Source organism: Methylobacterium sp. Leaf466 (genome assembly GCF_001425565.1).
Taxonomy (GTDB): Bacteria; Pseudomonadota; Alphaproteobacteria; order Rhizobiales; family Beijerinckiaceae; genus Methylobacterium.
In genome coordinates this window covers 322,860-344,988 of sequence record NZ_LMRC01000012.1, presented here as the reverse complement: position 1 = coordinate 344,988, position 22,129 = coordinate 322,860, and the positions used below count along the sequence as shown (strand labels likewise).

General features: G+C 71.5%; 23 protein-coding genes. 12 read left to right on the top strand and 11 right to left on the bottom strand.

Features of this window, described 5'->3' with window-relative positions:
* Positions 1–29: 29 nt before the first annotated feature.
* Positions 30–293 carry a hypothetical protein gene (locus tag ASG59_RS07920; RefSeq protein ID WP_056407954.1) on the bottom strand — a complete coding sequence of 88 codons (264 nt, stop codon included), beginning with the start codon at positions 291–293 and terminating at the stop codon, positions 30–32.
* A gap of 375 nt (positions 294–668) precedes the next feature.
* Between ASG59_RS07920 and ASG59_RS07915 the strand changes: the two genes are divergently transcribed.
* The 3 genes from ASG59_RS07915 (at position 669) to ASG59_RS07905 (ending at position 3,767) form a co-directional block, all read left to right on the top strand.
* A complete protein-coding gene (locus tag ASG59_RS07915) occupies positions 669–2,591 on the top strand; it encodes a PAS domain-containing sensor histidine kinase (protein WP_056407950.1) in 1,923 nt (640 codons plus the stop codon).
* A 100-nt stretch (positions 2,592–2,691) separates the two neighbouring features.
* On the top strand, positions 2,692–3,390 hold the full coding sequence (locus ASG59_RS07910; RefSeq protein WP_056407947.1) for a peptidoglycan-binding domain-containing protein: 699 nt from the start codon (positions 2,692–2,694) through the stop codon (positions 3,388–3,390).
* Positions 3,391–3,425: 35 nt separating this feature from the next.
* The gene (locus ASG59_RS07905; protein WP_056407944.1) at positions 3,426–3,767 is read left to right on the top strand and encodes a DUF1491 family protein; all 342 of its coding nucleotides are present in this window, start codon (positions 3,426–3,428) and stop codon (positions 3,765–3,767) included.
* 126 nt (positions 3,768–3,893) lie between these two features.
* Here ASG59_RS07905 and ASG59_RS07900 read toward each other — a convergent pair whose 3' ends face one another.
* From ASG59_RS07900 to ASG59_RS07885, 4 genes are all read right to left on the bottom strand, one after another.
* Positions 3,894–5,015, bottom strand: coding sequence for a DUF2336 domain-containing protein (locus tag ASG59_RS07900; protein ID WP_056407942.1), 1,122 nt, complete (start codon positions 5,013–5,015; stop codon positions 3,894–3,896).
* 132 nt (positions 5,016–5,147) lie between these two features.
* A complete protein-coding gene (locus ASG59_RS07895) occupies positions 5,148–6,197 on the bottom strand; it encodes a glycosyltransferase (protein ID WP_244475664.1) in 1,050 nt (349 codons plus the stop codon).
* Positions 6,194–7,303 carry a glycosyltransferase gene (locus tag ASG59_RS07890; protein WP_056407940.1) on the bottom strand — a complete coding sequence of 370 codons (1,110 nt, stop codon included), beginning with the start codon at positions 7,301–7,303 and terminating at the stop codon, positions 6,194–6,196. The genes ASG59_RS07895 and ASG59_RS07890 overlap by 4 nt, the downstream gene beginning before the upstream one ends.
* The gene (locus tag ASG59_RS07885; RefSeq protein ID WP_244472392.1) at positions 7,296–8,354 is read right to left on the bottom strand and encodes a glycosyltransferase; all 1,059 of its coding nucleotides are present in this window, start codon (positions 8,352–8,354) and stop codon (positions 7,296–7,298) included. Before ASG59_RS07885 ends, ASG59_RS07890 begins: the two co-directional genes overlap by 8 nt.
* Before the next feature lie 42 nt (positions 8,355–8,396).
* Here ASG59_RS07885 and ASG59_RS20390 point away from each other — a divergent pair, with 42 nt between their 5' ends.
* The 5 genes from ASG59_RS20390 to ASG59_RS07865 all read left to right on the top strand — a co-directional run bounded on the left by ASG59_RS20390 (position 8,397) and on the right by ASG59_RS07865 (position 12,484).
* A complete protein-coding gene (locus ASG59_RS20390) occupies positions 8,397–8,720 on the top strand; it encodes a hypothetical protein (RefSeq protein WP_156399157.1) in 324 nt (107 codons plus the stop codon).
* 78 nt (positions 8,721–8,798) lie between these two features.
* The gene (locus tag ASG59_RS07880; RefSeq protein ID WP_244472391.1) at positions 8,799–9,161 is read left to right on the top strand and encodes a hypothetical protein; all 363 of its coding nucleotides are present in this window, start codon (positions 8,799–8,801) and stop codon (positions 9,159–9,161) included.
* Between the two features lie 454 nt (positions 9,162–9,615).
* Entirely contained in the window at positions 9,616–11,124 is a 1,509-nt protein-coding gene (locus ASG59_RS07875) for an HWE histidine kinase domain-containing protein (RefSeq protein ID WP_056407938.1), read from the top strand.
* A 39-nt stretch (positions 11,125–11,163) separates the two neighbouring features.
* Entirely contained in the window at positions 11,164–11,769 is a 606-nt protein-coding gene (locus ASG59_RS07870; RefSeq protein ID WP_056407936.1) for a sulfite oxidase-like oxidoreductase, read from the top strand.
* A complete protein-coding gene (locus tag ASG59_RS07865; RefSeq protein WP_056407933.1) occupies positions 11,762–12,484 on the top strand; it encodes an FAD-binding oxidoreductase in 723 nt (240 codons plus the stop codon). The genes ASG59_RS07870 and ASG59_RS07865 overlap by 8 nt, the downstream gene beginning before the upstream one ends.
* Here the strand turns inward: ASG59_RS07865 and ASG59_RS07860 are convergent, their stop codons facing one another.
* Complete coding sequence (locus ASG59_RS07860) at positions 12,485–13,603, bottom strand: calcium:proton antiporter (RefSeq protein WP_055886020.1); 1,119 nt, start codon at positions 13,601–13,603, stop codon at positions 12,485–12,487.
* Between the two features lie 272 nt (positions 13,604–13,875).
* Here ASG59_RS07860 and ASG59_RS07855 point away from each other — a divergent pair, with 272 nt between their 5' ends.
* On the top strand, positions 13,876–15,618 hold the full coding sequence (locus ASG59_RS07855; protein ID WP_055886017.1) for a DEAD/DEAH box helicase: 1,743 nt from the start codon (positions 13,876–13,878) through the stop codon (positions 15,616–15,618).
* A gap of 50 nt (positions 15,619–15,668) precedes the next feature.
* Here the strand turns inward: ASG59_RS07855 and ASG59_RS07850 are convergent, their stop codons facing one another.
* Together ASG59_RS07850 and ASG59_RS07845 are read right to left on the bottom strand one after the other, a co-directional pair.
* A complete protein-coding gene (locus tag ASG59_RS07850; protein WP_244475670.1) occupies positions 15,669–16,445 on the bottom strand; it encodes a hypothetical protein in 777 nt (258 codons plus the stop codon).
* 286 nt (positions 16,446–16,731) lie between these two features.
* A complete protein-coding gene (locus ASG59_RS07845) occupies positions 16,732–17,595 on the bottom strand; it encodes a hypothetical protein (protein ID WP_056407932.1) in 864 nt (287 codons plus the stop codon).
* Between the two features lie 69 nt (positions 17,596–17,664).
* Here ASG59_RS07845 and ASG59_RS07840 point away from each other — a divergent pair, with 69 nt between their 5' ends.
* The 3 genes from ASG59_RS07840 to ASG59_RS07830 all read left to right on the top strand — a co-directional run bounded on the left by ASG59_RS07840 (position 17,665) and on the right by ASG59_RS07830 (position 20,193).
* Positions 17,665–19,092 carry an ATP-binding protein gene (locus ASG59_RS07840; RefSeq protein ID WP_244475663.1) on the top strand — a complete coding sequence of 476 codons (1,428 nt, stop codon included), beginning with the start codon at positions 17,665–17,667 and terminating at the stop codon, positions 19,090–19,092.
* Positions 19,089–19,745 carry a response regulator transcription factor gene (locus tag ASG59_RS07835; RefSeq protein ID WP_055886011.1) on the top strand — a complete coding sequence of 219 codons (657 nt, stop codon included), beginning with the start codon at positions 19,089–19,091 and terminating at the stop codon, positions 19,743–19,745. Before ASG59_RS07840 ends, ASG59_RS07835 begins: the two co-directional genes overlap by 4 nt.
* Before the next feature lie 181 nt (positions 19,746–19,926).
* Positions 19,927–20,193, top strand: a complete 267-nt coding sequence (locus ASG59_RS07830; RefSeq protein WP_244475662.1) for a hypothetical protein — start codon at positions 19,927–19,929, stop codon at positions 20,191–20,193.
* A 12-nt stretch (positions 20,194–20,205) separates the two neighbouring features.
* On the opposite strand, the gene ASG59_RS07825 is transcribed toward ASG59_RS07830, so the two are convergent.
* Genes ASG59_RS07825 through ASG59_RS07815 form a run of 3 tightly spaced genes read right to left on the bottom strand, consistent with a single transcriptional unit; the run spans position 20,206 to position 22,122 of the window.
* Complete coding sequence (locus tag ASG59_RS07825; protein WP_056407927.1) at positions 20,206–20,619, bottom strand: EVE domain-containing protein; 414 nt, start codon at positions 20,617–20,619, stop codon at positions 20,206–20,208.
* A gap of 49 nt (positions 20,620–20,668) precedes the next feature.
* The gene (locus ASG59_RS07820) at positions 20,669–21,133 is read right to left on the bottom strand and encodes an opioid growth factor receptor-related protein (RefSeq protein ID WP_056407924.1); all 465 of its coding nucleotides are present in this window, start codon (positions 21,131–21,133) and stop codon (positions 20,669–20,671) included.
* The gene (locus ASG59_RS07815) at positions 21,130–22,122 is read right to left on the bottom strand and encodes an NAD(P)H-dependent glycerol-3-phosphate dehydrogenase (protein ID WP_056407920.1); all 993 of its coding nucleotides are present in this window, start codon (positions 22,120–22,122) and stop codon (positions 21,130–21,132) included. The genes ASG59_RS07820 and ASG59_RS07815 overlap by 4 nt, the downstream gene beginning before the upstream one ends.
* Positions 22,123–22,129: the final 7 nt, after the last annotated feature.

Below are 22,129 nucleotides of genomic sequence, written 5' to 3'. Positions count from 1 at the left end.
TTTCGGGAGGGCGCCGCCAAGGGCGGACTTCAGGGCACGTCCACCCCGCGCCAGGCCGGCCTGCGGTCGGCCGCCGCCAGCGTATCGCGGGAGCTCGTCGCGCCTGGCATCTGACGCGTCGCCTCGGCGGCGGCCTCGCGGATCGCCCGCTCGCGCAGGTCCGGCGGCAGGGCGTTCCACAGGCTCGCGGGCGATACGGCTGCGGCGCGCGGGCCGGCGTCGGGCGCATCGCGCTGGGCCGCGAAGTAGGAGAGGGCACCGATCACCAGTACCGCACGCAGGACAAACGACATGGGTCCGATCCGAAGCGGCGCCGCCCCGGGCGGCGATCCCGACAGGCGGGACCGGGCTCGGACAAAGCGTCATGCCCCCAGGTTGCAGGGGCACGCCCGCGAGGGTGGCGCCGGTCTCGTAAAGCAGAGGTATCGGGGCGCCTAAAACAGGTGCGCATGGTGAACGCCCCGTTGTCGCTCGCGGCAAAGCTTCGTCTTGCCCCGAAAAGAACCTCGGCGTCGATGCGACTTGGTCATTCTCCGGAAAGCATCCGAAGACATTGGCCCATCGTGTTGCAAGACTCGCTTAAGTCGCCTCTGCGACGGTTCGGTCAGTCGAGTTCATGTCGAGCCAAGGGGCGTCGGGGCTGCCGGTCAGGTGTCTTCGCGCTGTGCGTGTCGGTATTGCGTATCTACAGTGCCCTGGCATCCCTGGTCGATGCGCGTCTGGCGGGACTCGTCCACGAGTCCGTGCTCGACGACGCCAGCGTCCGGTTCCGCCACGAGCGTTTCCTGGTGTCCCGGCTCGCGACCGGGGCGGTGATGATGGTGGGCCTGCCGCCCTACCTTCTCTGGCGCGGCGTGCCGTCGGGGATCGAGGCGGTGGCCATCGCCAGCCTGCTGCTTCCGGTCTGCGCCGCCGCCATCCTGTCGCGCACCGGCAGCCTGTGGGTCGCCCACGCCCTGTCCTCGGCGGGTCTCGCCGGCCTCGTCGTCTCCATCGCCGCCATGACGGGCGGCGCGAACTCGGCCGCCGCGATCTGGCTGGTGGCGATTCCCCTCGAGGCCGTGGTCTCCGGCTCGCGCCGGGCGACGCTGGCCGCCGCCGTCATTGCGGCGCTCAGCGCCCTGGTGATCGCCGTCCTGCCGGTCTGGAGCCTCAGCGGGCCGATGCTCGAATGGTCGTCGCGGCTGGCCATGCCGGTCTTCGCCATCACCGCCATCGGTCACATCGCGGCCCAGGCGATCGACCACATGCGCCAGGAGGGCCGGTGGCGCGCCAAGGCCCGCGACAACGAACTGCGCGACCGCATGCTGCTCTCGGCCATCGACGACCTCGTCACCTGGCACGATCACAACGGGCGTGTCCTGGAGGCGAGCGCCTCGGCCTCGAAGTTCGTGGGCGCCGACGCCGTCCGGCTGCGCGGCCACGGCCTGCTCGACCGGGTCCACGTCGGCGACCGGCCGGCCCTGCTGCAGACCCTGAGCGACGTCGCCGCCACCGGCACGCCGGCCACGGTCCAGTTCCGCCTCCACCTCGATGCCGCCGCCATCCGCGCCGAGGGCGAGGCGCGGGTGATCCATGCCGAGATGCGGGCCCACCGGATCGACCGCGGCAACGGCGGCGTCGAGCACACGACGGTGGTCGCCGTCACCCGCGACGTCACCGAGCATCGCCGCCATGCGGCCGAGCTGGAACGCGCCCGCGCCGAGGCCGAGCGTGCCGACGAGGTCAAGAGCCGCTTCCTGGCCACCGTCAGCCACGAGCTGCGCACGCCGCTCAACGCCATCATCGGCTTCTCGCAGGTGCTGGCGGGGGAGGGCGCGATCAGCCTGGAGCCCGAGCGCAGCCGCGAATACGCCGGCATCATCGGCAGCTCGGGCCAGCACCTCCTCGACGTGGTCAACACGCTCCTCGACATGTCCCGCATCCAGAGCGGCCATTTCGACTACAGCCCCGAGAGCCTCGACGTCGGTGCCCTGGTCCGGTCCTGCTGCGACCTGATGCAGCTCAAGGCCGACGAGGCCGGCATCGCCCTCGTGCGGGTCGCCGTTCCGCCGGGTCTCGAGATCACCGCCGATCCGCGGGCCTGCCGGCAGGTGCTGATCAACCTGCTCTCGAACGCGGTGAAGTTCACGCCCGCGGGCGGGCGGGTCGAAATCGGGATCCGCCGGTCCGGCCAAGCCCTCGACCTCGTCGTCGCCGATACCGGCATCGGCATCGCCGCGGCCGACCTGCCGCGCGTCGGCGACCCCTTCTTCCAGGCGGGCGACGGGTATCGCCGTGCCCACGAGGGCACGGGGCTCGGGCTGTCGGTGGTCCAGGGACTCGTCGGCCTCCACGGCGGCAGCATCGCCATCGAGAGTACGATCGGCGAGGGCACGACGGTCACCGTGACCCTGCCGTTCGAATGCCGCAGCGGCGACGAGGACGTGACGCCGGCCCCCATCCGCACCGGTCCGCGGCGCGGGGGCGCCCAGGGCGGGCTGGTGCCGGCACGGCAGACGGCGGTGGCGATGCGGCGTCCGATCGGTCTGTTCGACGCGGTCAGCGAGCCGGTGCGCGAGAGCTACGTACCGACGCGGTTGAGCGCATGACGCGGGGTCCTCGTCGCCGGGCGCGGTCGGACGCGCCTTTCGGGTCCGACCGCCGGCCGGTCGGAATTTTCTTCACGTGACGGTTCAGGAACAGACATCGATGCGCGAGCCGAGCGTCCGACGCGATCAGCGCGAGATCGCCATCCCCTCCGACGCCCGCGCCGATGCGCGGCCTCCCGCACGTCGGCGCGCCGCCTCGGGCGGCACGGCACGGGGCGCTTTCGGAAAGGGTTTCGCCGTCGTGGTCGCCGCCGCTCGCCTGTGCCGACGCCGTCCGGCCGAGGTCCTGGGCGTCATCGCCGCCCTCGTCGCGGCCGGCGCGGTCTCGCTCAACGCCCTCGGTTCGCAGACCGGCCGCCACCCCGCACCGATCCTCGCCAACCTCTCCCCCAAGGTCGCGCCCGCCGCCCCGCCCAGGAAGGCGAGCGCCGAGAAGCCCCCCGAGAAGACGGCCCAGCCGGCGACGACCGAGACGGCCGCGAAACCCGAGGCACCGCGTCAGGCCGCCCGCGACGGCATCAGCGACATCCTCAAGGCCAGCGAACCGTCCCGCCCGGGCGACACCACCGCGTCGGTGACGCCCAAGGCGGCGGCCTCGGGCGGCGACGCGGTGATCAAGGCCCAGAGGGCCCTGGTCAAGCTCGGCTACGGTCCCCTGCGGGCGGACGGGGTGATGGGGGCCGGCACCCGCGCGGCGATCACCAAGTTCGAGCGCGACAGCAAGCTGCCGGTGAAGGGCGAGCCCGCGGGGCGGACCCTGCGCGAACTCGCCTCCCGCGCCGGCCTGCCGCCCGGATAGTCGCATCCCGGCCGGGGGGTGCTATAGGCCGGCCCATGCCACGCCTGCGCTCCGACTTCTGGGTCTCCGCCCACCTGCGCCGCCTCGGCGTCGAGGGCATCGCCGCGGTCCAGCGACGGCGCGGCTCGCCCGAGGCCGGGGCGATCTTCGTGAAGGTCGATCGCCTCGACGGGACCGCCGACCTGTTCGGGCCCGCGCCGCAATCCCTGATCGACGAGGATTCGGCCGGCGAGCGCCTGTTCGTTGCGCTGATGGCAGCGGCCTCACCCGTCGATGTCGAGGACAGGATCGCCAAGGAGGTGCGTTTCGACGGCGATCTCTGGATCGTCGAGATCGACGATCGGGACGGGCGTCACCGGCTCGACCTGGCCGAGTGATAGGGCTCCCACTCGAATCGGGCGGACGCCGTCTCACCGAGCCCGCGCGAAGCCCATTCTCCGCACCACGACGCGATCGAACGGTGAGTGGTCCGGTCCCGACCGGGAGCCGTCCGTGCGCAGCCCTCAGGACTGCTTGCGCACCCGGCTCGGCAGCACCGGACGGATCGACGGCCGCTCAACGGCGGCGGAGCGGGACCGCGCGGCGTCCGGCGCATGATAGGCCTGATGGGCCTCCGCCGCCCCGGTGCGCTCGGCTACCGGCGCATCGATGATGGCGGCGATGAGGTCGCGGGCCGCCGGGCGGCCGGTGGTGCGAAACAGCCTGACGAGATCGTAGACCCTGTCCACCGACCGGGCGACGGACTCGTTGAGGGTGAGGAAGACGTAGACCGCCTCCTCCTCGTGCAGGCCGGCGGCGCGCAGGGCCAGGGTGAGGAGTTCGTAGCGTCGCGACGGATCGGGGACCGATGCGAGGAAGCCTTTGGGCAGTCCGAGCAGGTCGCTCAGCGCCCCGACGAACCCGGCGATGTCCCGGCGGCCCGAGAAGCCCGTGAGGATGGCGCCCGCCTCGCGCGGTGCCGGCGGGCACGGCCGCAGGGCCGCGGTGCTGGCCACAGCCGAGGCGATCTCCTCCCGCACCTCGGGCGACGCGAACAGAAACAACGGCGCGAGATCGGCGGGCGACAGGTCGGGGCGCTGCAGGATTTCGGCGGCGAGGTCCGCGTCCTGGCGGGCGCGGTCGACGAGGCGGCGCAGCACCTCGCCCTGGAGGGCGACCCGGGTGTTGGCCGCCAGGGCCTTGTCGATCCCCGGCACCGCCCGCGTCGCGAGGTCGGCGAGCACGTGGCGGCTGAGATCCGGCCGGGCGGCGATGGCCGGACCGAGGTCGGCGCGATCGGCGACCGCGGCGTCGAGGATCTCCGCGTTGAGCACGGCCGCCTGGGCGATGACGATGTCCCGGATCGCGCCGCCGCGGGCGGCGAGCCTGGCCAGGACCGAGGACGGGGTTCCGGGAAAGGGGGCGAGCTTGCGGGCGACGGTCTCGGCGGTGGCGTCGTCGACGGTGGGAATCAGACCGCCGGCCAGGGCTTCGAAGGCGGCCACGGTGCGTGGGTCGCGGGTCTCCGTCGACACGAAGAGATCGGTCTGCACGCGCAGGATCACCGGCTTCAGATCGAGATGCTCGACCCGGGCCAGTTCGATCAGACCGGAGAGGTCCGGCGCATCGTCGAGGGATGAGGACATAGGACTTCGATCACGCGGATGACGCACCGTCATGCTTATGGACGGGTAACGTGAATCGACCTTTAAGGGCGGGACCGAACCGGGGATCGAGAGCGGTCGTCCACCCTCGTCCACAGGGCGCCGCCGGCCTTCTCAGTCGCGGTGCCGGTCGAGGCGGTCGGCCAGGGCCGCGATGCGCGCCGCCGTCACGGCCACCGCGTCGGGGCTGGCGAGGGCGGCGATGCGCCCGGGATCGAGGGCGAGGCCGTCCCGCACCACCTCCGGCCAGCAGTGCGGCGTCGGCCAGGCCTCGCGCACCACCGCGGCGCCCAGGGCCGAGAGGCGGCGCGCCTTGGCGGTCTGCTCCTCGAACGGGCGGGATTCCGGAAAGCAGACGAAACGCTTGGCCCGGGCCGCCACCGCCGCGACGACACCGTCGCCGCCGCCGCCGACCACCAGGGAGGCCCGCCCCAGGAAGGGCCCGACCTCCGGCACCCAGCCGTGCAGGTGGAGGTTGGCCGGAGGTGCCTCCGCCGGCGTCACCTCGCCCGAGACCGGGCCGAGGACATGCCAGGCGCGCTCGGGGACGGCACGGGCGGCCGCCACGAGGTCGGACAGGGTCCCGCCCTCGCCGCCGCGCCCATAGATCACGAGAATGGAGCCGTCCTCGGCGGCGGCCGCCTGCGCGGGCAGCCCGAGGAAGCCGGCATGGATGGTCTTGGCGCGGACCCACTCCGGCATTCCGGTATCGTCGAGCGCTGCCGGAAACGGCGCGAGCAGCGCCTCGGCCGAGCGGAACGCCTCGAGATGCGGCGTGTCGGTACGGAGCCCGGCCAGACGCACCACCAGGGTCGGTACCGACAGCAGGCGCGCGAACAGCGCCACTTCGACAGAGACGTCGACGATCATCAGGACCGGATCGGCCTGCGCGACCCAGGCGGCGATGCGCGTCATTCGCTCCCGGATCGCCGGGACCCGCAGGGGAGCGTAGTGGAAGGCCTCCGGCCGTCCGGCCTCGCCGTCGCGTCCATCGAAACCGTCGAGGCGGTCGTCAGGCAGGGCGAGGCGCTGATGGGCTGAACGCCCCGTCTCGGTGCCGATCAGCGTCACGGGCCGGTCGAGGGCGTCGGCCAGCAGGGTCGCCCGCTGCCAGTGGCCGGCGCCCTGGTGGTGGCAGTAGTAGCCGATCGGCCGCACGCTCACGCCGACAGCGCCTCGACGGGTGCGTGGAGAGCTGCAAGCAGGTCGTCGATGCCGGCGAGCGCCGCATCGAGGGGAACGTCGCGGAAGGCCGGCAGACCGGAATCGCCGATCCTGGCCTCGAGACGTTCGACGAAGGCGATGTCGTTGACGCAGACCTCGACCTGCGCGGCGGCGATGTCCTCGGGCGACAGGCCCGCCGCGCGAAAGGCGGCCGGCGTGCCGGCCCACCACGCCCGCCGCCAGGCGCGGCGGCGTTCGACCAGGGCCTGCCAATGGCGGGCCGGCGGCAGGCAATAGGCGTCGCCGTCGCTCAGGACGCGGGCGCGGCGGGCCATCTCCGTGGCCATGCCGCCCTCGACACGGCCGGCGCGGCGGGCCGACACCGTGATGGACACCTCCGGGCAGTGCCGGACCCGGCCGCCGTGCAGGCGGACGGCGGAGACGAGGGCGTTGTCCTCGCCGCAGGCCAGCGGCGGCAACCCGCCGACGGCGACGTAGAGGTCCGCCCCGAGCGCAAGGCTCGCGGCGACGTGGTCGCCGTGCCGCGGAGCGGGATCGTGCGGCGGCGGGTCGAGGGTGTCCTCGATCCGCCGGACACCGGCCCAGTAGCGTTCGATGGTGGCGTGCAGGGCCGCGAGGCCGGCGTCGCCGGTCTGCCCCTCTTCGTCGATGATGAGGCGTCCGCCCACGAGTTCCGCCTTGTCGAGGGCGCGCAGGTTGGCCATGACCCAGTTCGGCGGCGCCACGGCGTCGGCATCGGTGCTGAGAAGGACGCCGTCGGTGACGCCGTCCTCAACGAGCCAGGCCGCACCGGCGTCGAGGGCCATCCGGCGGGCGGTGCCGACATGGGCGACCTCGCGGGGCAGGGTCGCTTCCACGACGCGCAGGTCGAGGTTGGCGATCTCGCCGTCGCCGCGCATCCGCTCGACCACATCGAGCATGTCGTCGGTGCCGTTGTTGGCGAGCACCAGAACCCGCAGCCGGGCCTGGGGGCCCGCACCCTGCTGGCCGTTCAGGGAGCGCAGCAGGTGGGGCAGCACCTGCGCCTCGTTGCGGGCGGGCACGCAGACGACGGCGCGCGCGAGGGCGGGTCCGAGGTTACGCATTGTCGAAGAGCTCCGCATGCAGGCCGGTCTCGACGCCGGCCGGGCGCGAGGGCGCGAGGGCGCGCCCCGCCGTTGGGCGGATCATCTCCGCCCGATAAAGCGCCTCGTAGCGGTCGGTCATCGTGTCGGCGTCGAACAGATGCTCGGCTCGCCGCCGGCAGGCGTGCCGGTCGAGGTCCACCGCCACGCGGATCGCACGGCCGAGGTCGGCCACGTCGTCGGGCAGGGCGAGCGCGCCGCAGGAACCGTCGAGGATGTCGGGGATGGCGCCGCGGGCGAAAGCGGCCACCGGTGTGCCGCAGGCGATCGCCTCCGCCACCACGAGGCCGAACGGCTCCTCCCAGCGCGGCGTACAGATGGCGACGTGGGCCTCGCCGACCCGCTGGGCCAGTTCCTTGTGGGAGAGGTGACCGAGATAGGTCACGTCCGGGCCGAGCCGCGGCAGGATCTCGTCGGTCCAATAGGGAATGTTGCTGACCGGGCCGGCGAAGACCAGCGGCAGGCCGGCGGCCCGCGCCGCGTCGATGGCGAGATGGGGCCCCTTTTCCGGCACGAGCCGCCCGGTCCAGATCGCGTGGGGCTGGCCCAGCGCCTTGGGCCGATACGCGAAGGCGTCGAGATCGATGCCGTTTCCGATCACCAGCGTGTCGCGCAGGGTCGGCTTCCACTCGGTGGCGAGGGTCTCGGAGACGACGGCGAAGGTCATGTCCTCGGCGCGCGCCCTCACACCCTGCACGAAGGGCTCGAACGGCGGCGTGTGCAGGGCCGTCACCATGGGGATGCGCAGGTCCGGCGCCCGCAGCAGGGGGATGGGATGGAGGCTGTTGTTGTGGACGAGGTCGAAACCGCCCCGGGCGATGGCATCGATGATCGCGACGTAGGCCGCCTCCTCCTCGGCATCGATCCTGATCGCCGAGGCGTCGTCGACCGCACTGCCCGTGGGCGGGCACACCGCCTCCACCCGACACGTCGCCTGCGAGCCCTGCGAGGCGAACAGCGTGACGGCGTGACCGCGCGCCTGAAGGGCACAGGCGAGGAAATGCGTATGCATTTCCAGCCCCCCCGAGAACGGCTGGGCAATGGGATACTTCAGATGGGCAATCAGCGCGATCTTCACGGCACACCCGGCATGATGATCCCCATTCCCGACCCGGCCGGAACACCGGACGAGAGGGCGACACGCAAGAACACAGTGCGGGATCGCGCAGGAACGGCGGAGGTTGATCCGGCTGTGGACCGGATGGTCGGAACGAGGGTCGAACGTCACAGCCCTCGTGTGCCTCCCTCATGCCGCGTCTCGCCTTTACCGCTGCTGAACGGCATCACCGGTCAAGCCATTGCGCGGCGGCAAAAAACCGGCGGGACCGCACGCGCCAAGACGAATCGTCACGAAAGCAACTCGGTCGTCGCTGCGTAAGGCCTCGAATCCATGTCGCATTGCAGCATTGGAATATCGACATGTCTGACGAGCGTGCGGGCTTGCCAAGATCCGTTTTTGGAAAAGCCGATCGGAACCGATCTATTTCGGAGCCGTTTGTTGACCGGATCAAGAATTCTTGGAGGAAACATGTCTAAGCTTACCAGCCTCATCGGCGCCGGTGTCATCGTCGCCATGTCGGCGACCGCGTCTTTCGCCGCTCCCTGCGCCACCGGCACCGCCGGTCAGAAGGCCGCTCAAGACAAGAGCTCGAACGTCGAGCCGAGCTCGACCGCTAAGGTCACCCCCGGCGCCAAGGCCGAGTCGCCCGGAACGGTCGGTGCGATGAACAACGTCGGCGCCAACACCGCGACCTCCGCAGCCGATGTCGCCAAGCAGCAGGAAGGCAAGCCGACCGCCGCTCAGCAGGACGGCTGCTGATCGCCTGCCGGCGACCCACGTGCCGGCCATAGGACCCTGACGGAGGCCCGTCGATACAACGTATCGGCGGGCCTTCTTCGTGATGTGGGCGAACACGCGCATCGACGACAGAAGCGGGTTAAACCAGGTTACTATTTAGTGTGTGATTTTTACAACGACCAAGACGACGAAGCGGCGAGCGCCGTGGCGTTCTGTCCTCGTCGATCATTTGATCGTCGCGAGAATTGGAGTCGCGTCGCGGTTGCGCTAGGACGCTGAGACTTCCGAGCGAGAGACCGAGCGTGCCGGATCGACACCCACGAATTTCCGATGCGCGACCGTCGCGTCAGCGTTCGTCCCGACAGGCCATCGTTCCGCGAACGCACGGGCCGGTTCTCGCACCGACTTCGCGCGGTCTCCGCGGCGGGCAATCGTCGGCCTGCATCGGCCCCGGCGCATCGGTTCTTGGCGGATCATGACGGTCGTCGACGAGCAAAACCGGATCGCCAGCGAGATCCTGCGGACGCACGACGGGAGCGATCCCTTCGCGGCGGCGACCCGCGCGACGCGCATGCCGATGGTCATTTCGAACCCGCGCCTGCCCGACAATCCGATCGTATTCGTGAACGATGCCTTCCTTCGGCTGACGGGCTACGCGCGCCATGAGATCCTCGGGCGCAACTGCCGCTTCCTCCAGGGGCCGGCTACCGACCCGGGCGCCGTCGCCGCGATCCGCGAGGCGATCGCCGACCGGGTTCCGATCGAGATCGACCTCCTCAACCATCGCAAGGACGGCAGCGTCTTCTGGAACAGGGTGCTGATCTCGCCGGTCCTGGACGAGGACGGCGCGTTGAGCTTCTACTTCGCGTCGCAGTTCGACGTGAGCCTCGAGAAGGACCGCCTCGTCAGCCTCGAGCGGGACCGCGACGATCTCGAAAGCGAGGTGGCCCGCCGCTCGGCCGACCTCACCCGCAGCGAGAATCTGCTGCGCTTCGCTCTGAAGGCCGGACGCCTCGGCTCCTGGACCCTGGCATTGCCGAGCCTGCATCTCGTGACGTCCGAGGATTGCAAGGCGAACTTCGGCCGGGCGGCCGACGAGTCCTTCACCTACGAGGCGTTCCTGGCGTGCGTCGTGCCAGGAGACCGCGGCCGCGTTGCCGAAGCGGTCAATCTCAGCCTGGCCAACGGTATCGACTACGACATCGAGTACCGCATCCTGTTGCCGAACGGCGAGAACCGGTGGATCCATGCCCGCGGCCAGCCTTTCACCGGCCCCGACGGCCGGCCCGAGACCCTCGCCGGCATCACGATGGACGTCACCGAGCGCAAGCGCGTCGAGGAACATCGGGTGCTGCTGGCCAACGAGTTGACGCACAGGGTGAAGAACACCTTCGCCACCATCCAGTCGATCGTGAACCAGACGCTGCGGTCCGCCGATTCGGTGGAAGGCGCCCGCAAGACCCTCGAGTCCCGTCTCGTTTCCCTGGCCGCTGCCCACGACATGCTGACGCAGGACGCGTGGGAGGGGACGACCCTGGGCGAGATCGTCGCCAAGGCGACCGGCCCGTTCCAGACGGGATCCGGCTCGCGCTTCCTCGTCGAGGGACCGCCGGTGCGCCTGCCGCCCAGGATCTCGCTCGCCTTCTCGATGGCGCTTCACGAGCTGGCGACCAACGCCGTCAAATACGGTGCCCTCTCGAACGAGGACGGCAGGGTTCGCCTGACCTGGACCCTGACCGACCAGGGCGGCACCGAGCAGCTCGACCTGCGATGGGAAGAGACAGGCGGCCCCCCCGTCGTCCCGCCGACCCGCACCGGCTTCGGCTCCAGGATGATCGAGCGTGCCCTGTCGCAGGAGCTCAACGGTCAGGCCGAGATCGCGTACCGGCCCGAGGGCGTCGTGTTCGTCGCCCGGGCTCCGCTGCCCTCGATCGAGGCGGAGACGTCGCCGCAGGGGATGCCCGTCCCGGCCGGATCGGTGTAGGAGCGGGTCGACGGTCAACGAGGAGCGGAACCGGCACACATGGCGACACGCGGATTCACCGGGCGCAGGCCGGGCGACGAGGCGGCCGCCCGCCTGCCGCCGGGCCAGTACCTGACGCAGGATTTTCCCGTCCTCCAGATCGGGGCGACCCCGCGCATCGATCCGGACGGGTGGCGCTTCACCCTAAGGGAGGGGTCGAGGCCGCTCAAGAGCTGGACCTGGCCCGAGTTCGAGGCGCTGCCGCGCAGCCCCTGGACCGGCGACATCCATTGCGTCACCAAATGGTCCAAGTTCGACACCGCCTGGGAGGGTGTCACCATCGACGACCTCCTGGCCGACGCCGGACTCGCGGCGCCGACGCCGTTCCTTCTGGCCGAGGGGTACGACGACTACACCACCAACGTGCCCGTGGCCGATCTCACCGGCGGCAAGGCCATGGTGGCGACGCGCTACGACGGCCGGCCGATCACGCCCGACCACGGCGGCCCGGCCCGCCTGCTGGTGCCGCACCTCTACTTCTGGAAAAGCGCGAAATGGCTGAAGGGCCTGCGCTTCACGAGGGCGGACGAGGGCGGATTCTGGGAACTGCGCGGCTACCACATGTACGGCGATCCCTGGCGCGAACAGCGTTTCACCGGTGATTGAGCCGGCCCCCGCCCGCCCGCTTCCCTGGCACGAGGCCCTGATCGTTTCGATCACGCCCGTCGCGCGACGGGTGAAGGCCTTCCGCCTCGCGGTCTCGTTCGACCGGCCGGTGCTGGCGGGCCAGCACGTGGAACTGCGCCTGACCGCACCCGACGGCTACCAGGCCCGCCGCAGCTATTCGATCGCCTCCGCCCCCGGCGACGGCGTCGAGTTGATGATCGAGAGCGTCGGCGACGGCGAGGTCTCGGTGTTCTTCGACACGGTGGCCGAGGTCGGGGACGTCATCGCATTGCGCGGTCCCATCGGCGGCTCGTTCGTCTGGCAGGCGGCCGACGATGGTCCGGTGCTGCTGGTCGGCGGCGGATCGGGGGTGGTGCCGCTCCTGTCGATGCTGCGCCACCGCGCCGTGGCCGCGCCGGACGTGCCGGCGCTGCTGCTCTACTCCGTGGCCACCGCCGACGACGTCATCGTCGCGGACGAGTTGACGTCCAGGGCACGGAGCGAGCCGGGGTTCGACCTGATCGTGAACCTGACACGGGACGACACCGGCCGGCGCGTCGATGCCACGACCGTCGAACGGGCACTGTCGCGCCTGGGCGCGCCGCGCCACGCCTTCCTGTGTGGCTCGAACGCCTTTGTGGAAGCGGTCGCGAACCTTCTCCTCGACGCCGGCGTGCCGCCCGGCGTCATCCGCACGGAACGGTTCGGCGCTTGATCACGGGCTGAAGATCAGCACCAGGTAGACGAAGAACATCACCAGGTGCACCGCGCCCTCCAGCATGGTGGTGCGCAGGCCCGAGAAGGTGATGGTGCTCAGGATCAGCGTCACCACCAGCAGCGTCATCTCGGTGGGGGCGAGGCCCAGCACCACGGTCTGGCCGGACACCATGCCGACGACGAGGATCGCCGGCACGGTGAGCCCCACCGTGGAGGTCGCGGCGCCGAGGCACAGGTTGATCGCCTTCTGCAGCTGGTTGCGGGCGATCGCCTTGAGCGCGCTGATGCCCTCGGGCGTGAACACGATGGCCGCGATGAGCACGCCGCCGAGCGCCGAGGGGGCGCCCAGCGCCTCGATGCCGTGGTCGAGGATCGCCGCCAGGCTCTTGGACAGGAGCACGATCGGCAGGATGTTGGCGATGAGGAGAGCGGTGTGCGTCAGCACCGAGCCGCCCGATTTGGGCGCGGTGGCCTTCGGCGTCTCGATCTCCGTTTCCGGTGCGGCCCCGGCCGCGGCCGTCTCGGCGTGGACGAAGAAGCTGCTGTGCCGCCCGGTCTGGATGAGCAGGAAGATTCCGTAGAGCGCCACCGTGAAGACCGAGAAGGCGACCGCCTGCATGACCGTCAGGGTGCCGCCGCTGGTCGAGGTGGTGAAATTGGGAATGATCAGCGCGATGGTGGTGAGCGGGATGATCACCGACAGGAAGGCCGAGGCGCCCTGGAGATTGTAGGACTGCTGGTGGTAGCGGAACCCGCCGATGAGGAGGCCGAGGCCGACGAGGCCGTTCATGACGATCATCAGCACCGCGAACATCGTATCGCGCCCGAGCGTCGGGGCGGCCTTGGCCGAGAGCATCACGGCGGAGACCAGCACCACCTCGATGATGACGATGGACAAGGTGAGCACCAGGGTGCCCAACGGTTCGCCCAGCCGATAGGCGATCTCCTCCGCCTCGTGCACGACCCCGAACGCCGCCCAGAGGATGACGGCGAACAGCCAGACGAACAGGCCGGTCGCCCAGAGCGGCGAGGACAGGTCGCCGAGCCAGCCGGAGCCGAACACGAAGAAGGCGGCCACGCTCGCCCAGGCGACCACGAGCCGCAGAATGTCCGTCATCGGCCGACCTTGTGTTGAGATGCCGCTTCGGCCGCCGGGCAATACCACCGCGGCCACGTGAGCACAGGCAAAACTGAGCACGGGCAAAAACGGGGACCGTCGAGCCATGCGCCGCGGGAGATAGCGCAACACGCCGGTTCCGGCTAGAAGCTGACGCTTCTGCAACCGTTTGCGTCCGGATCGCCGGCCCGATGGATGCGTGGTGCCACGATCCGGGCCCACCGTCGTCAGGGCGTGGTCCGACCTCGTCAGCCCCTGAAGGCTTCTGCCCCGTGTCCTTTCCGACCATGCCGGCCCCGCTCGCGCGCGCCCTGACCTCGCGCGACTACGAGGACCCGACGCCCGTCCAGAGCGCCGTGATCGAAGCGGCGGCCGCCGGCCGCGACCTCCTGGTCTCGGCCCAGACCGGCTCCGGCAAGACCGTCGCCTACGGCCTCGCCTTTGCCGCCGACCTCCTCGACGATGCCGAGACGCTCGGCGCCGCCGGCGCGCCCCTCGCCCTCGTGATCGCGCCGACCCGCGAACTCGCCCTGCAGGTGCAGCGCGAACTCTCCTGGCTCTACGCCGAGACCAACGCGCGGGTGATCGCCTGCGTCGGCGGCATGGACCCGCAGCGCGAGCGCCGCGCCCTGCAGGAGGGCGCGCACATCGTCGTCGGCACGCCGGGCCGCCTGCGCGATCACCTGGAGCGCCGCAACCTCGCCACCGACGCCCTGCGCGCGGTCGTCCTCGACGAGGCCGACGAGATGCTCGATCTCGGATTCCGCGAGGACCTCGAGTTCATCCTGTCGGTGACGCCGAAGGAGCGTCGCACCCTCCTGTTTTCCGCGACCCTGCCCAAGGCCATCGCCACCCTGGCCGAGCGCTACCAGCGCGACGCCCTGCGCATCGCCGTGAAGGGCCAGGAGCGCGGCCACGCGGACATCGCCTACCGGGCGATCCGGGTGCTGCCGCGCGAGATCGAGCACGTCGTCGTCAACACGCTGCGCGTGGTCGATGCGCCCACCGCCATCGTCTTCTGCAACACCCGCAACGCGGTGCGCCACCTTCAGGCCGGGCTGACCGAGCGCGGCTTCTCGGCGGTGGCCCTGTCGGGCGAACTCGGCCAGGGCGAGCGCAACGCCGCCCTCCAGGCTCTGCGCGACGGCCGCGCCAGGGTCTGCGTCGCCACCGACGTCGCCGCCCGCGGCATCGACCTGCCCACCGTCACCCTGGTGGTCCACGCCGACCTGCCCAACGACGCGGAGGTGCTGCAGCACCGCTCCGGCCGCACCGGCCGGGCCGGGCGCAAGGGCACCAGCGTGCTCCTGGTCCCGGCCTCGAAGCGCCGGCGGGCCGAGCAGATGCTGATGATCGCCAAGATCACCGCCGAATGGGACGCGCCGCCGACGGCCGACGAGATCCGGCGCCTCGACGGCGAACGCATGTGGCAGGACCCGATCTTCACGGAGGCCGCCAGCGAGGAGGACGTCGCCATGGGCGAGGCCCTGCTCGCCCAGCGCACGCCGCAGGAGCTGGCGGCGGCGCTGGCCCGCATCTACCGCTCGCGCCTGCCGGCCCCCGAGGACGTCACCGATCCCGGTGCCGGCCCCGCGCGGCGCTCCGAGCGGCCGGTCTACGATCCCGCCGACACCGCCCGGATCGACGCCGAGGGGCCCTCGGTCTGGTTCCGGCTCAACCTCGGCCGGCGCGACAACGCCGACCCCCGCCGCCTCCTGCCGATGCTGACCCGCCGCGGCGGGATCGGCCGCCAGGAGATCGGCGCCATCCGCATCTTCGAGCGCGAGACCAAGTTCGAGGTCCGCGGCGGCGCGGCCTCGCGTTTCGCCGCGGCGTTTTCCAAGAACGGCTCGCCCGAGATCCAGGTGGAAGCGCTCCTCGACGGGGAGCCTGCCGCCGAGGCGAGGGGGCCACGGGCCGACGGCCCGAGGCACGAGGGCCCCAAGGGCTTCAAGAGCCCGCGTGCCGCCCGTCACGAGCGGGTCGCCGCCAAGGCGCCACGCAAGCCCCGCTGAGGGCAAAGCTGCGCTGAAGGTTGGGCCTCGCCGAGCCGTACGGCGTCGGCTCAGAACTGCTTGGCGACCGCGTCGCCGAGGGACTGCACGCCTTCGACGAGCTTGCGTCCGCTCGCGGCGAGGGTCGGCACCTTGAGACCGAACACCTCGGTCTCCTCCGCCTCGGGCGCCACCGGCGGGGGAGGGGCCTCGGCGGCGGGCGCCGCGGCCACACCCGCCGCCGGCTTCGGACGCGGGCTCGCCACGGCGACCTTCTTCGCGGGCCGTGGTGCCGGGGATGCGGCGGGCTCGGGGGCCGGGGACGTCGCCTCGGCCGACCGAGCCCGTACCGTCTCGCCCGGTCGCGGGGCGACGAGGGCCGCGGTCCGGGCGGTCGTCACCAGCGGCGCGACGCGCAACACGTCGACCACGCCGGCGACCTCCATCTGCGGCAAGGCCCGACGCGGCGGTGCCGCCGGCGCGGCGGCGCGTGCCGCGGGCTCTTCGCGAGGGACGGAAACCGGAGGACCTGCAACCGGAGGGGCGGGAACCGGGGGGACAGTGACCGGCTGGGCCTGCCCGGCCGGCGGAACCACGGCGGGAAGCCCGTCCTTGAGATCGGGCCACGCCGAGGCCTGCCGCCCGATCGTGGCCTTGGCCAGCTGCGGTCCGGCGAGTTGCCCGAGCGTCGAATAGGCCGCCACCGAGAACCCGATCAGCCCGAGGCCTCCAAGGCCGGCCAGGACGATCGTGCGAAGCGCGGGCGACGGCCTCGCCCCACGGGCCGGCGCGACGCGGCGTGTCTCGGACGGCCGGCGTGTCTCGGAAGGGTCGATCGTCACGGACATCATCGGGATCACCCTCGAACCAACCGAACGTGCTTGACCGATACCGGCCGACCACGAAAACGCGCGGATACGGAACCCATCGCTCGAACGCTCGCCGTCCAGAAACGGGACTGGCATTCGTGCCACGCTCAATGGGGCGTCAAGATGTCGAGCCGGGATCGCACAGTCACCGCCGCGACCGGTGCACCACGAATCTGAATTACGTCCACAGGTTTAACGAGGGATCACCAACCACGACTTGTCCGGCCGAATCGCGATCGAATCCGCGCGGTCGGAGCGATTCGGCTCAAGGGAGACGGGCTGCACTCTGGGCCGCCACGACCTTGGCGACCATGCGGGCATGGCGTCCTGCGGCCGCGGGCATCGGCGCCCCGCGCGCCAGGGCCTCCTTCAGGTCCACCAGTTCGGGCACGCCCCAGCGCCGGAGAAGGGCTTGAAACGCCTCGTGCCGGTCGCGATGGACGCCTGGATCGGGCCCGCTCCGATCCAGGCTGGCGGGCGGATGCAGATGCGCGAAGGGCACGAGGCCGGGCGGGATCGGCGCCGTCGCGGCATGGGTCCGCGCGGCCCTCAGGACGGTTTCGTCGGCGAACAGGCGCGGCCCGTCGCCCGCGCAGAAGATCTCGATGCGACCGCCGGGGGATGTCGCGACCCGATGCGTGGGTGCCGGCGATTGCCGCAGGTTCGAGAGGGCGCGGGGCTCGCCGCAGGCCAGGCGCAGGGCCGCCACCGCGGCCGGGATGTCGCTACGCAGGCCGATCGCCGCCTGCCTGAGCCCGAGCCCGCCGTCGAACAGGATGGCACCGCGGTCCTGGGGCCTCAGCGCCTCGCGGTCGGGGCCGCATTCCGTGACCCTCGACCGGGGGGAAGCGGGGCAGGACGCCTCGGGCAGGCACAGGGCGACCGTGTGGCTCCAGGCGGTACCGAAGGCGGTTTCGTAGGCGACGGGCACGATACGGTCCGGCACGAGAGCGATGCCGCCACGGGCCGTGACGAGGCCGAGGCGACCGTCGTCGAGCCAGGCGACAGGCTCGCAGGACCCTCGCGAAAACGTCGCCAGCGCGCCGAAGCCGCCGAGGCTCCAGGTCACGGCGGGGTCGGCCAGGGCCGTGGCCAGCAGGTCGGCGACGTCGCGGCGCTCCGTCGTCATGTCTCGCCCTCCCGCATCACGGACTTTCGTACCGCCGGCACTGGGGTACAAGCATCCCCGATGAACGCCATGTCCTCCCCCGGTCCCGCCGACGCATCGCATCCGGCGACGCCGGCCGCGCCGCGCTTCTGGACCACCTGGGCCACGCGCACGCGAATGATCGCCGTGGTCCTGGCGATCGACGCCATCGCCGCCCTCGTCTCCATCGGCATCGTCGTCGTCAACGCCCGCTCCGCGGTCACGGTGGAGATGGAGGCGTCCCTCGCCACCGTGGAGCCGCTCGTGAGCGATACGGTCGGCCTCGCCCAGGCCGAGGCTCCGGGCAGCCTGCTGCGCACCCTCGACCTGCGCTTCCAGGCCCTGCGCCATGTCCGCGTCGGCCTGTTCGACGCGCAGGGCCGAAGCCTCGCCACCGGGCCGTCGGTGCGGCGCGACCGCTATGCGGCCCCGGCGTGGTTCGCGGCCCTGATCGCGCCGCCGGTGCAACGCCACGAACTGCCGATCGTCGTGGGGACCGAGCGGATCGGCACCGCGCGGATCACCACGGAGCCCCGCGACGAGATCGACGAGATCTGGGGCTATGCCACGTCCCTGTCGCTGGCCAGCCTGTGCCTCAACCTCGCCCTCCTGGCCGCCCTCTACGTGGCGCTCGGGCGGGTGCTGGCCCCCCTCGGGCGGCTGGCCGACGGCCTCACCCAGCTCGAGCGGCAGGATTACGCCGTGCGCCTCGCTCCATCCGGCTCGCGGGAGGTCGCGGTCATCACCGACCGCTTCAACCGCGTCGCGCAGGCTTTGGAGGAGGTACGGGCCGCCAACGGCCGCCTCAACCGCCAGCTCCTCACCGCGCAGGACGACGAGCGCCGCCGCACCGCGCTCGAACTGCACGACGAGTTCGGCCCCTGCCTGTTCGCCCTGGAGGCCAACGCCGCCTCGGTGAGCCGGATCGCGGAAGGCGCCGGCGAGCCCGACCGGCCGCGTCTGGCCGCCCGCGCCCACGACATCAGCACCATCGTCGGCCAGGTCCAGGCCCTGAACCGCGACCTCCTCAACCGCCTGCGCCCGCACGGCCTCGGGCAGGTCCCGCTGCCCAATTGCCTCGACCTGCTCCTGAGCGACTTCTCCCGCCGCCATCCCGAAACGCGGTTCTCGGGCGAGTTCGCGGCTCTGGGGCAGGGTTACGGCGATCTCGTCGACCTCACCGTGTTCCGCTGCATCCAGGAGAGCATGACCAACGCCGTGCGCCACGGCGACGCCCGCCATGTGTTTGCGCAGGCCGGCGAGGACGACGGGCGGCTGCGCGTCACCGTCACCGACGACGGCGCCGGCGTGCCCCCGGATCATCGCATCGGGTTCGGTTTGTCGGGGATGCGCGAGCGGGTCGAGGCACTCGGCGGCGACTTTCGGCTTGACACGGCCACACCGGGAGCGGTTGTGCGGATCTCGATCCCGATCGATCCCGAGCGGGGCGAGGAGACGGTTTCGGCAACGCCCGCATGAACGCCATCACCACGACCCACGAGCGCGTCCTCGTGATCGACGACCACCCCATCGTCCTGCAGGGCTGCCGGCGCGTGCTGGAGGATGCAGGGATCGAGGCGATCGCAGAGGCGACCAGCGTGCTGGCCGGCTACCGCCTGTTCCACCGCCTGCGGCCGGCGGCGGTGATCTGCGACCTCACCTTCCAGGGCAGCGGCCTCGCCGGCCTCGACCTGATCCGCCGGATGCGCCGGGCCTCGCCGCAGGTGCGCATCCTGGTCTTCAGCATGCACAACGATCCCGTGATCGTCGCCCGCGCCCTGGAAGCCGGAGCGTTGGGCTACGTCCTGAAGGACCACGCCTCGGCCGAACTGTTCGAGGCCTTCGCGCGGGTGCGGGCGGGCGAACCGCACCTCGACCGGCGCCTCGCCACCGAGGTCGCGATGCTGCGCATGGCGCCCCGCCGCACGCCCGAGGCCCAGCTCACCCCGCGCGAGCGCGAGATCCTGTCCCGGCTGGCGCAGGGCAAGGCCTACGGCACCATCGCGAGCGAACTCTCGGTGAGCTACAAGACGATCACGAACGCCTGCTCCCAGATGCGCCAGAAGCTCGGCGTGCGGACGCTGGCGGAACTGATCCACATCGCGGTGACCCAGGCGCAGCGTCAGGGGTGAGGGCGCGCCTACGCTGTGGACGAGCCAAACGGAGTCGGCGAGGCGTCGAAGGCCACACCCGACAAGCCTTGCTGGGCCGTACTCGATCTATCATCCTCAGACCCTGTCCAAAGGACGATCGTCGTCCGATCGAGGGACGAATGCGATGGCGAGTACGGCTTCTCCAAACGATCCACTCGACATGGCCGAGCAGGTCGCACGCGTGCTGCGGTCGAATGCCGAGACGGAAAAGTTCGTCGCCGAACAGCGTAAACTGATGGCGGAACAGGCCAAGCTCGCTGCCGAGGCCGACAAGCTCATGGCCGAGCGGATCAAGCTGGCAACGGAATCCGACAAGCTTTTGCGCGATCGCGCCTTGGCACCCGTCTCGATCGGGTTTGCCGGAATGGCCGCCGGCGCCGCTATTTTCGGAGCCGCCGCAGCCTTCATGAAGCTTCTGGGGTCGTGAAGACCGGGGGTGTCATAGGCCCCCCATCCCGCACACGATCCCCCATTCCTCCTCGCTGACCGGCTGCACCGACAGCCGCGAGTTGTTGACGAGCACCATGGCGGCCAGACGCGGCTCGGCCTTGATCGCCTGCAGGGTGACGGGCTTGGCCAGCGCCTCCACGGCCTTGACGTCGACCATGCCGAAGCGGCCGGTGGGATCGGAATCGTCCGGGTAGTAGGGGCGGACGACCGACACGATCCCCACCACCGCCTTGCCCTCGTTGGAATGGTAGAAGAAGCCCCGGTCGCCGACCTTCATCGCCTGGAGATGCAGCTTGGCGCCGTGGTTGCGCACCCCGTTCCAATGCGTCCCGGCCTCGCCGGCCGCCACCTGCTGGTCCCAGGACCACGTCGCGGGTTCGGATTTGAAGAGCCAGTGAGCCATCGGTGTCCTCGAAACGGTCGCGCCTACCTAACGCCGGACAGCGTGGCCGTCAGGCCCCCGCGAGGGCCCGATCCCAGTAGCGCAGGCTGTCGCGGTTGATCGGCGATCCGGCGTCGCGGTTGCGGTCGAGAACGAAGGCGTGGAAGGCCGCCGCCGCTTCCTGGCCGACGAGATCGCGGGTGGCCGCGATGATCCGGCTGATGCGCAGGTGGTTGTGATCGCAGGCGCGAAGCCATCCATCGGTCCCGGCGTAGAACCGCGTCATCCGGTCGAGGGCGGCCAGCAGCCCGGCTCGGGCAGCGGGGTCGGCGCGGATGGCCTCGGCCTCGGCGGCGGTGAGCACCGGCGCGCCGGGGACGGCGCGGCTCGCCTCCGGCAGGGGAAAGCACCACTGGATGAAGTCGTGGACGCCTTCGATATGGGCGTCGTCGAAGGCGACCACGGCGTCGAGCGGCCGGCCCGCGCCGTCGCGTCCGGATCGCGCGAGGAAGGCGTGGAGCGGGCCGGCGGTCATTCCGCTTCCCCCCGCAGCGGCCGGGCGAGCAGGGCCGCGACCACCTGGTCGACGCTGGCGCTGCCCGCGACGATGCCCGCCACGGCCTCGGCCACCGGCATCTCGATCCCGTTTCGGCGCGCCAGACCGACGAGGGCGGCCGCCGTGAAGGCACCCTCGGCGAGCTTGCCGCCGGAGGCCTCTTGCGGCGAGGCGCCCCGCCCCAGGCGCTCGCCGAAGGCGAAATTGCGCGACTGCGAGGAGGAGGCGGTGAGCACAAGGTCGCCGAGGCCCGACAGGCCCATCAGGGTCTCGGGGCGGGCGCCGAAGCTGCGGGCGAACCGCATCAGTTCGGCGAAGGCCCGGGCGATCAGGGCCGCACGCGCGCTCTCACCGAGGCCACGCCCGGCGACGATGCCGGACGCGATGGCGAGCACGTTCTTGCCGGCCCCGCCGATCTCGACGCCGCGCACGTCGTCGGTGTGGTAGAGGCGAAGGGTCGGCCCCGACAGGGAACCGGACAACCGCGCCGCGAGCGCCGCGTCGCGGGCCGCCAGGGTGACGGCGGTGGGCAATCCGCGGGCGACGTCGGCCGCAAAGCTCGGACCCGAGAGCACCGCCACGGCGGCCCCGTCGCCAAGGACCTCGGCGGCGACCGCGCTCATGAAGGCGTCGCTGCCGCGCTCGATCCCCTTGGCGCAGAGCACGACGGCCGCGCCGGGGTCCAGCGCCGGTGCCAGGCCGGCCAGCACCCCGCGCAGGGTCTGGGCGGGGACGACGGCGAGGACGATGCCGGCCCCGCCCAGGGCCCGCGCATCGGCGGTGGCGCGGATGCGGTCGTGCAAGGGCACGCCCGGCAGGTAGCGGGCGTTCTCGCGGGTTTCCTGGAGGCGTACGGCGGCCTCGCCGTCGCGCAACCACAGGGTTACGGGCCGGCCCGCCACCGCCGCCGCGTTGGCCAGCGCCGTGCCCCAGGCACCGCCGCCGATGACCGCCACCTCGTCGCTCATGGGTTCA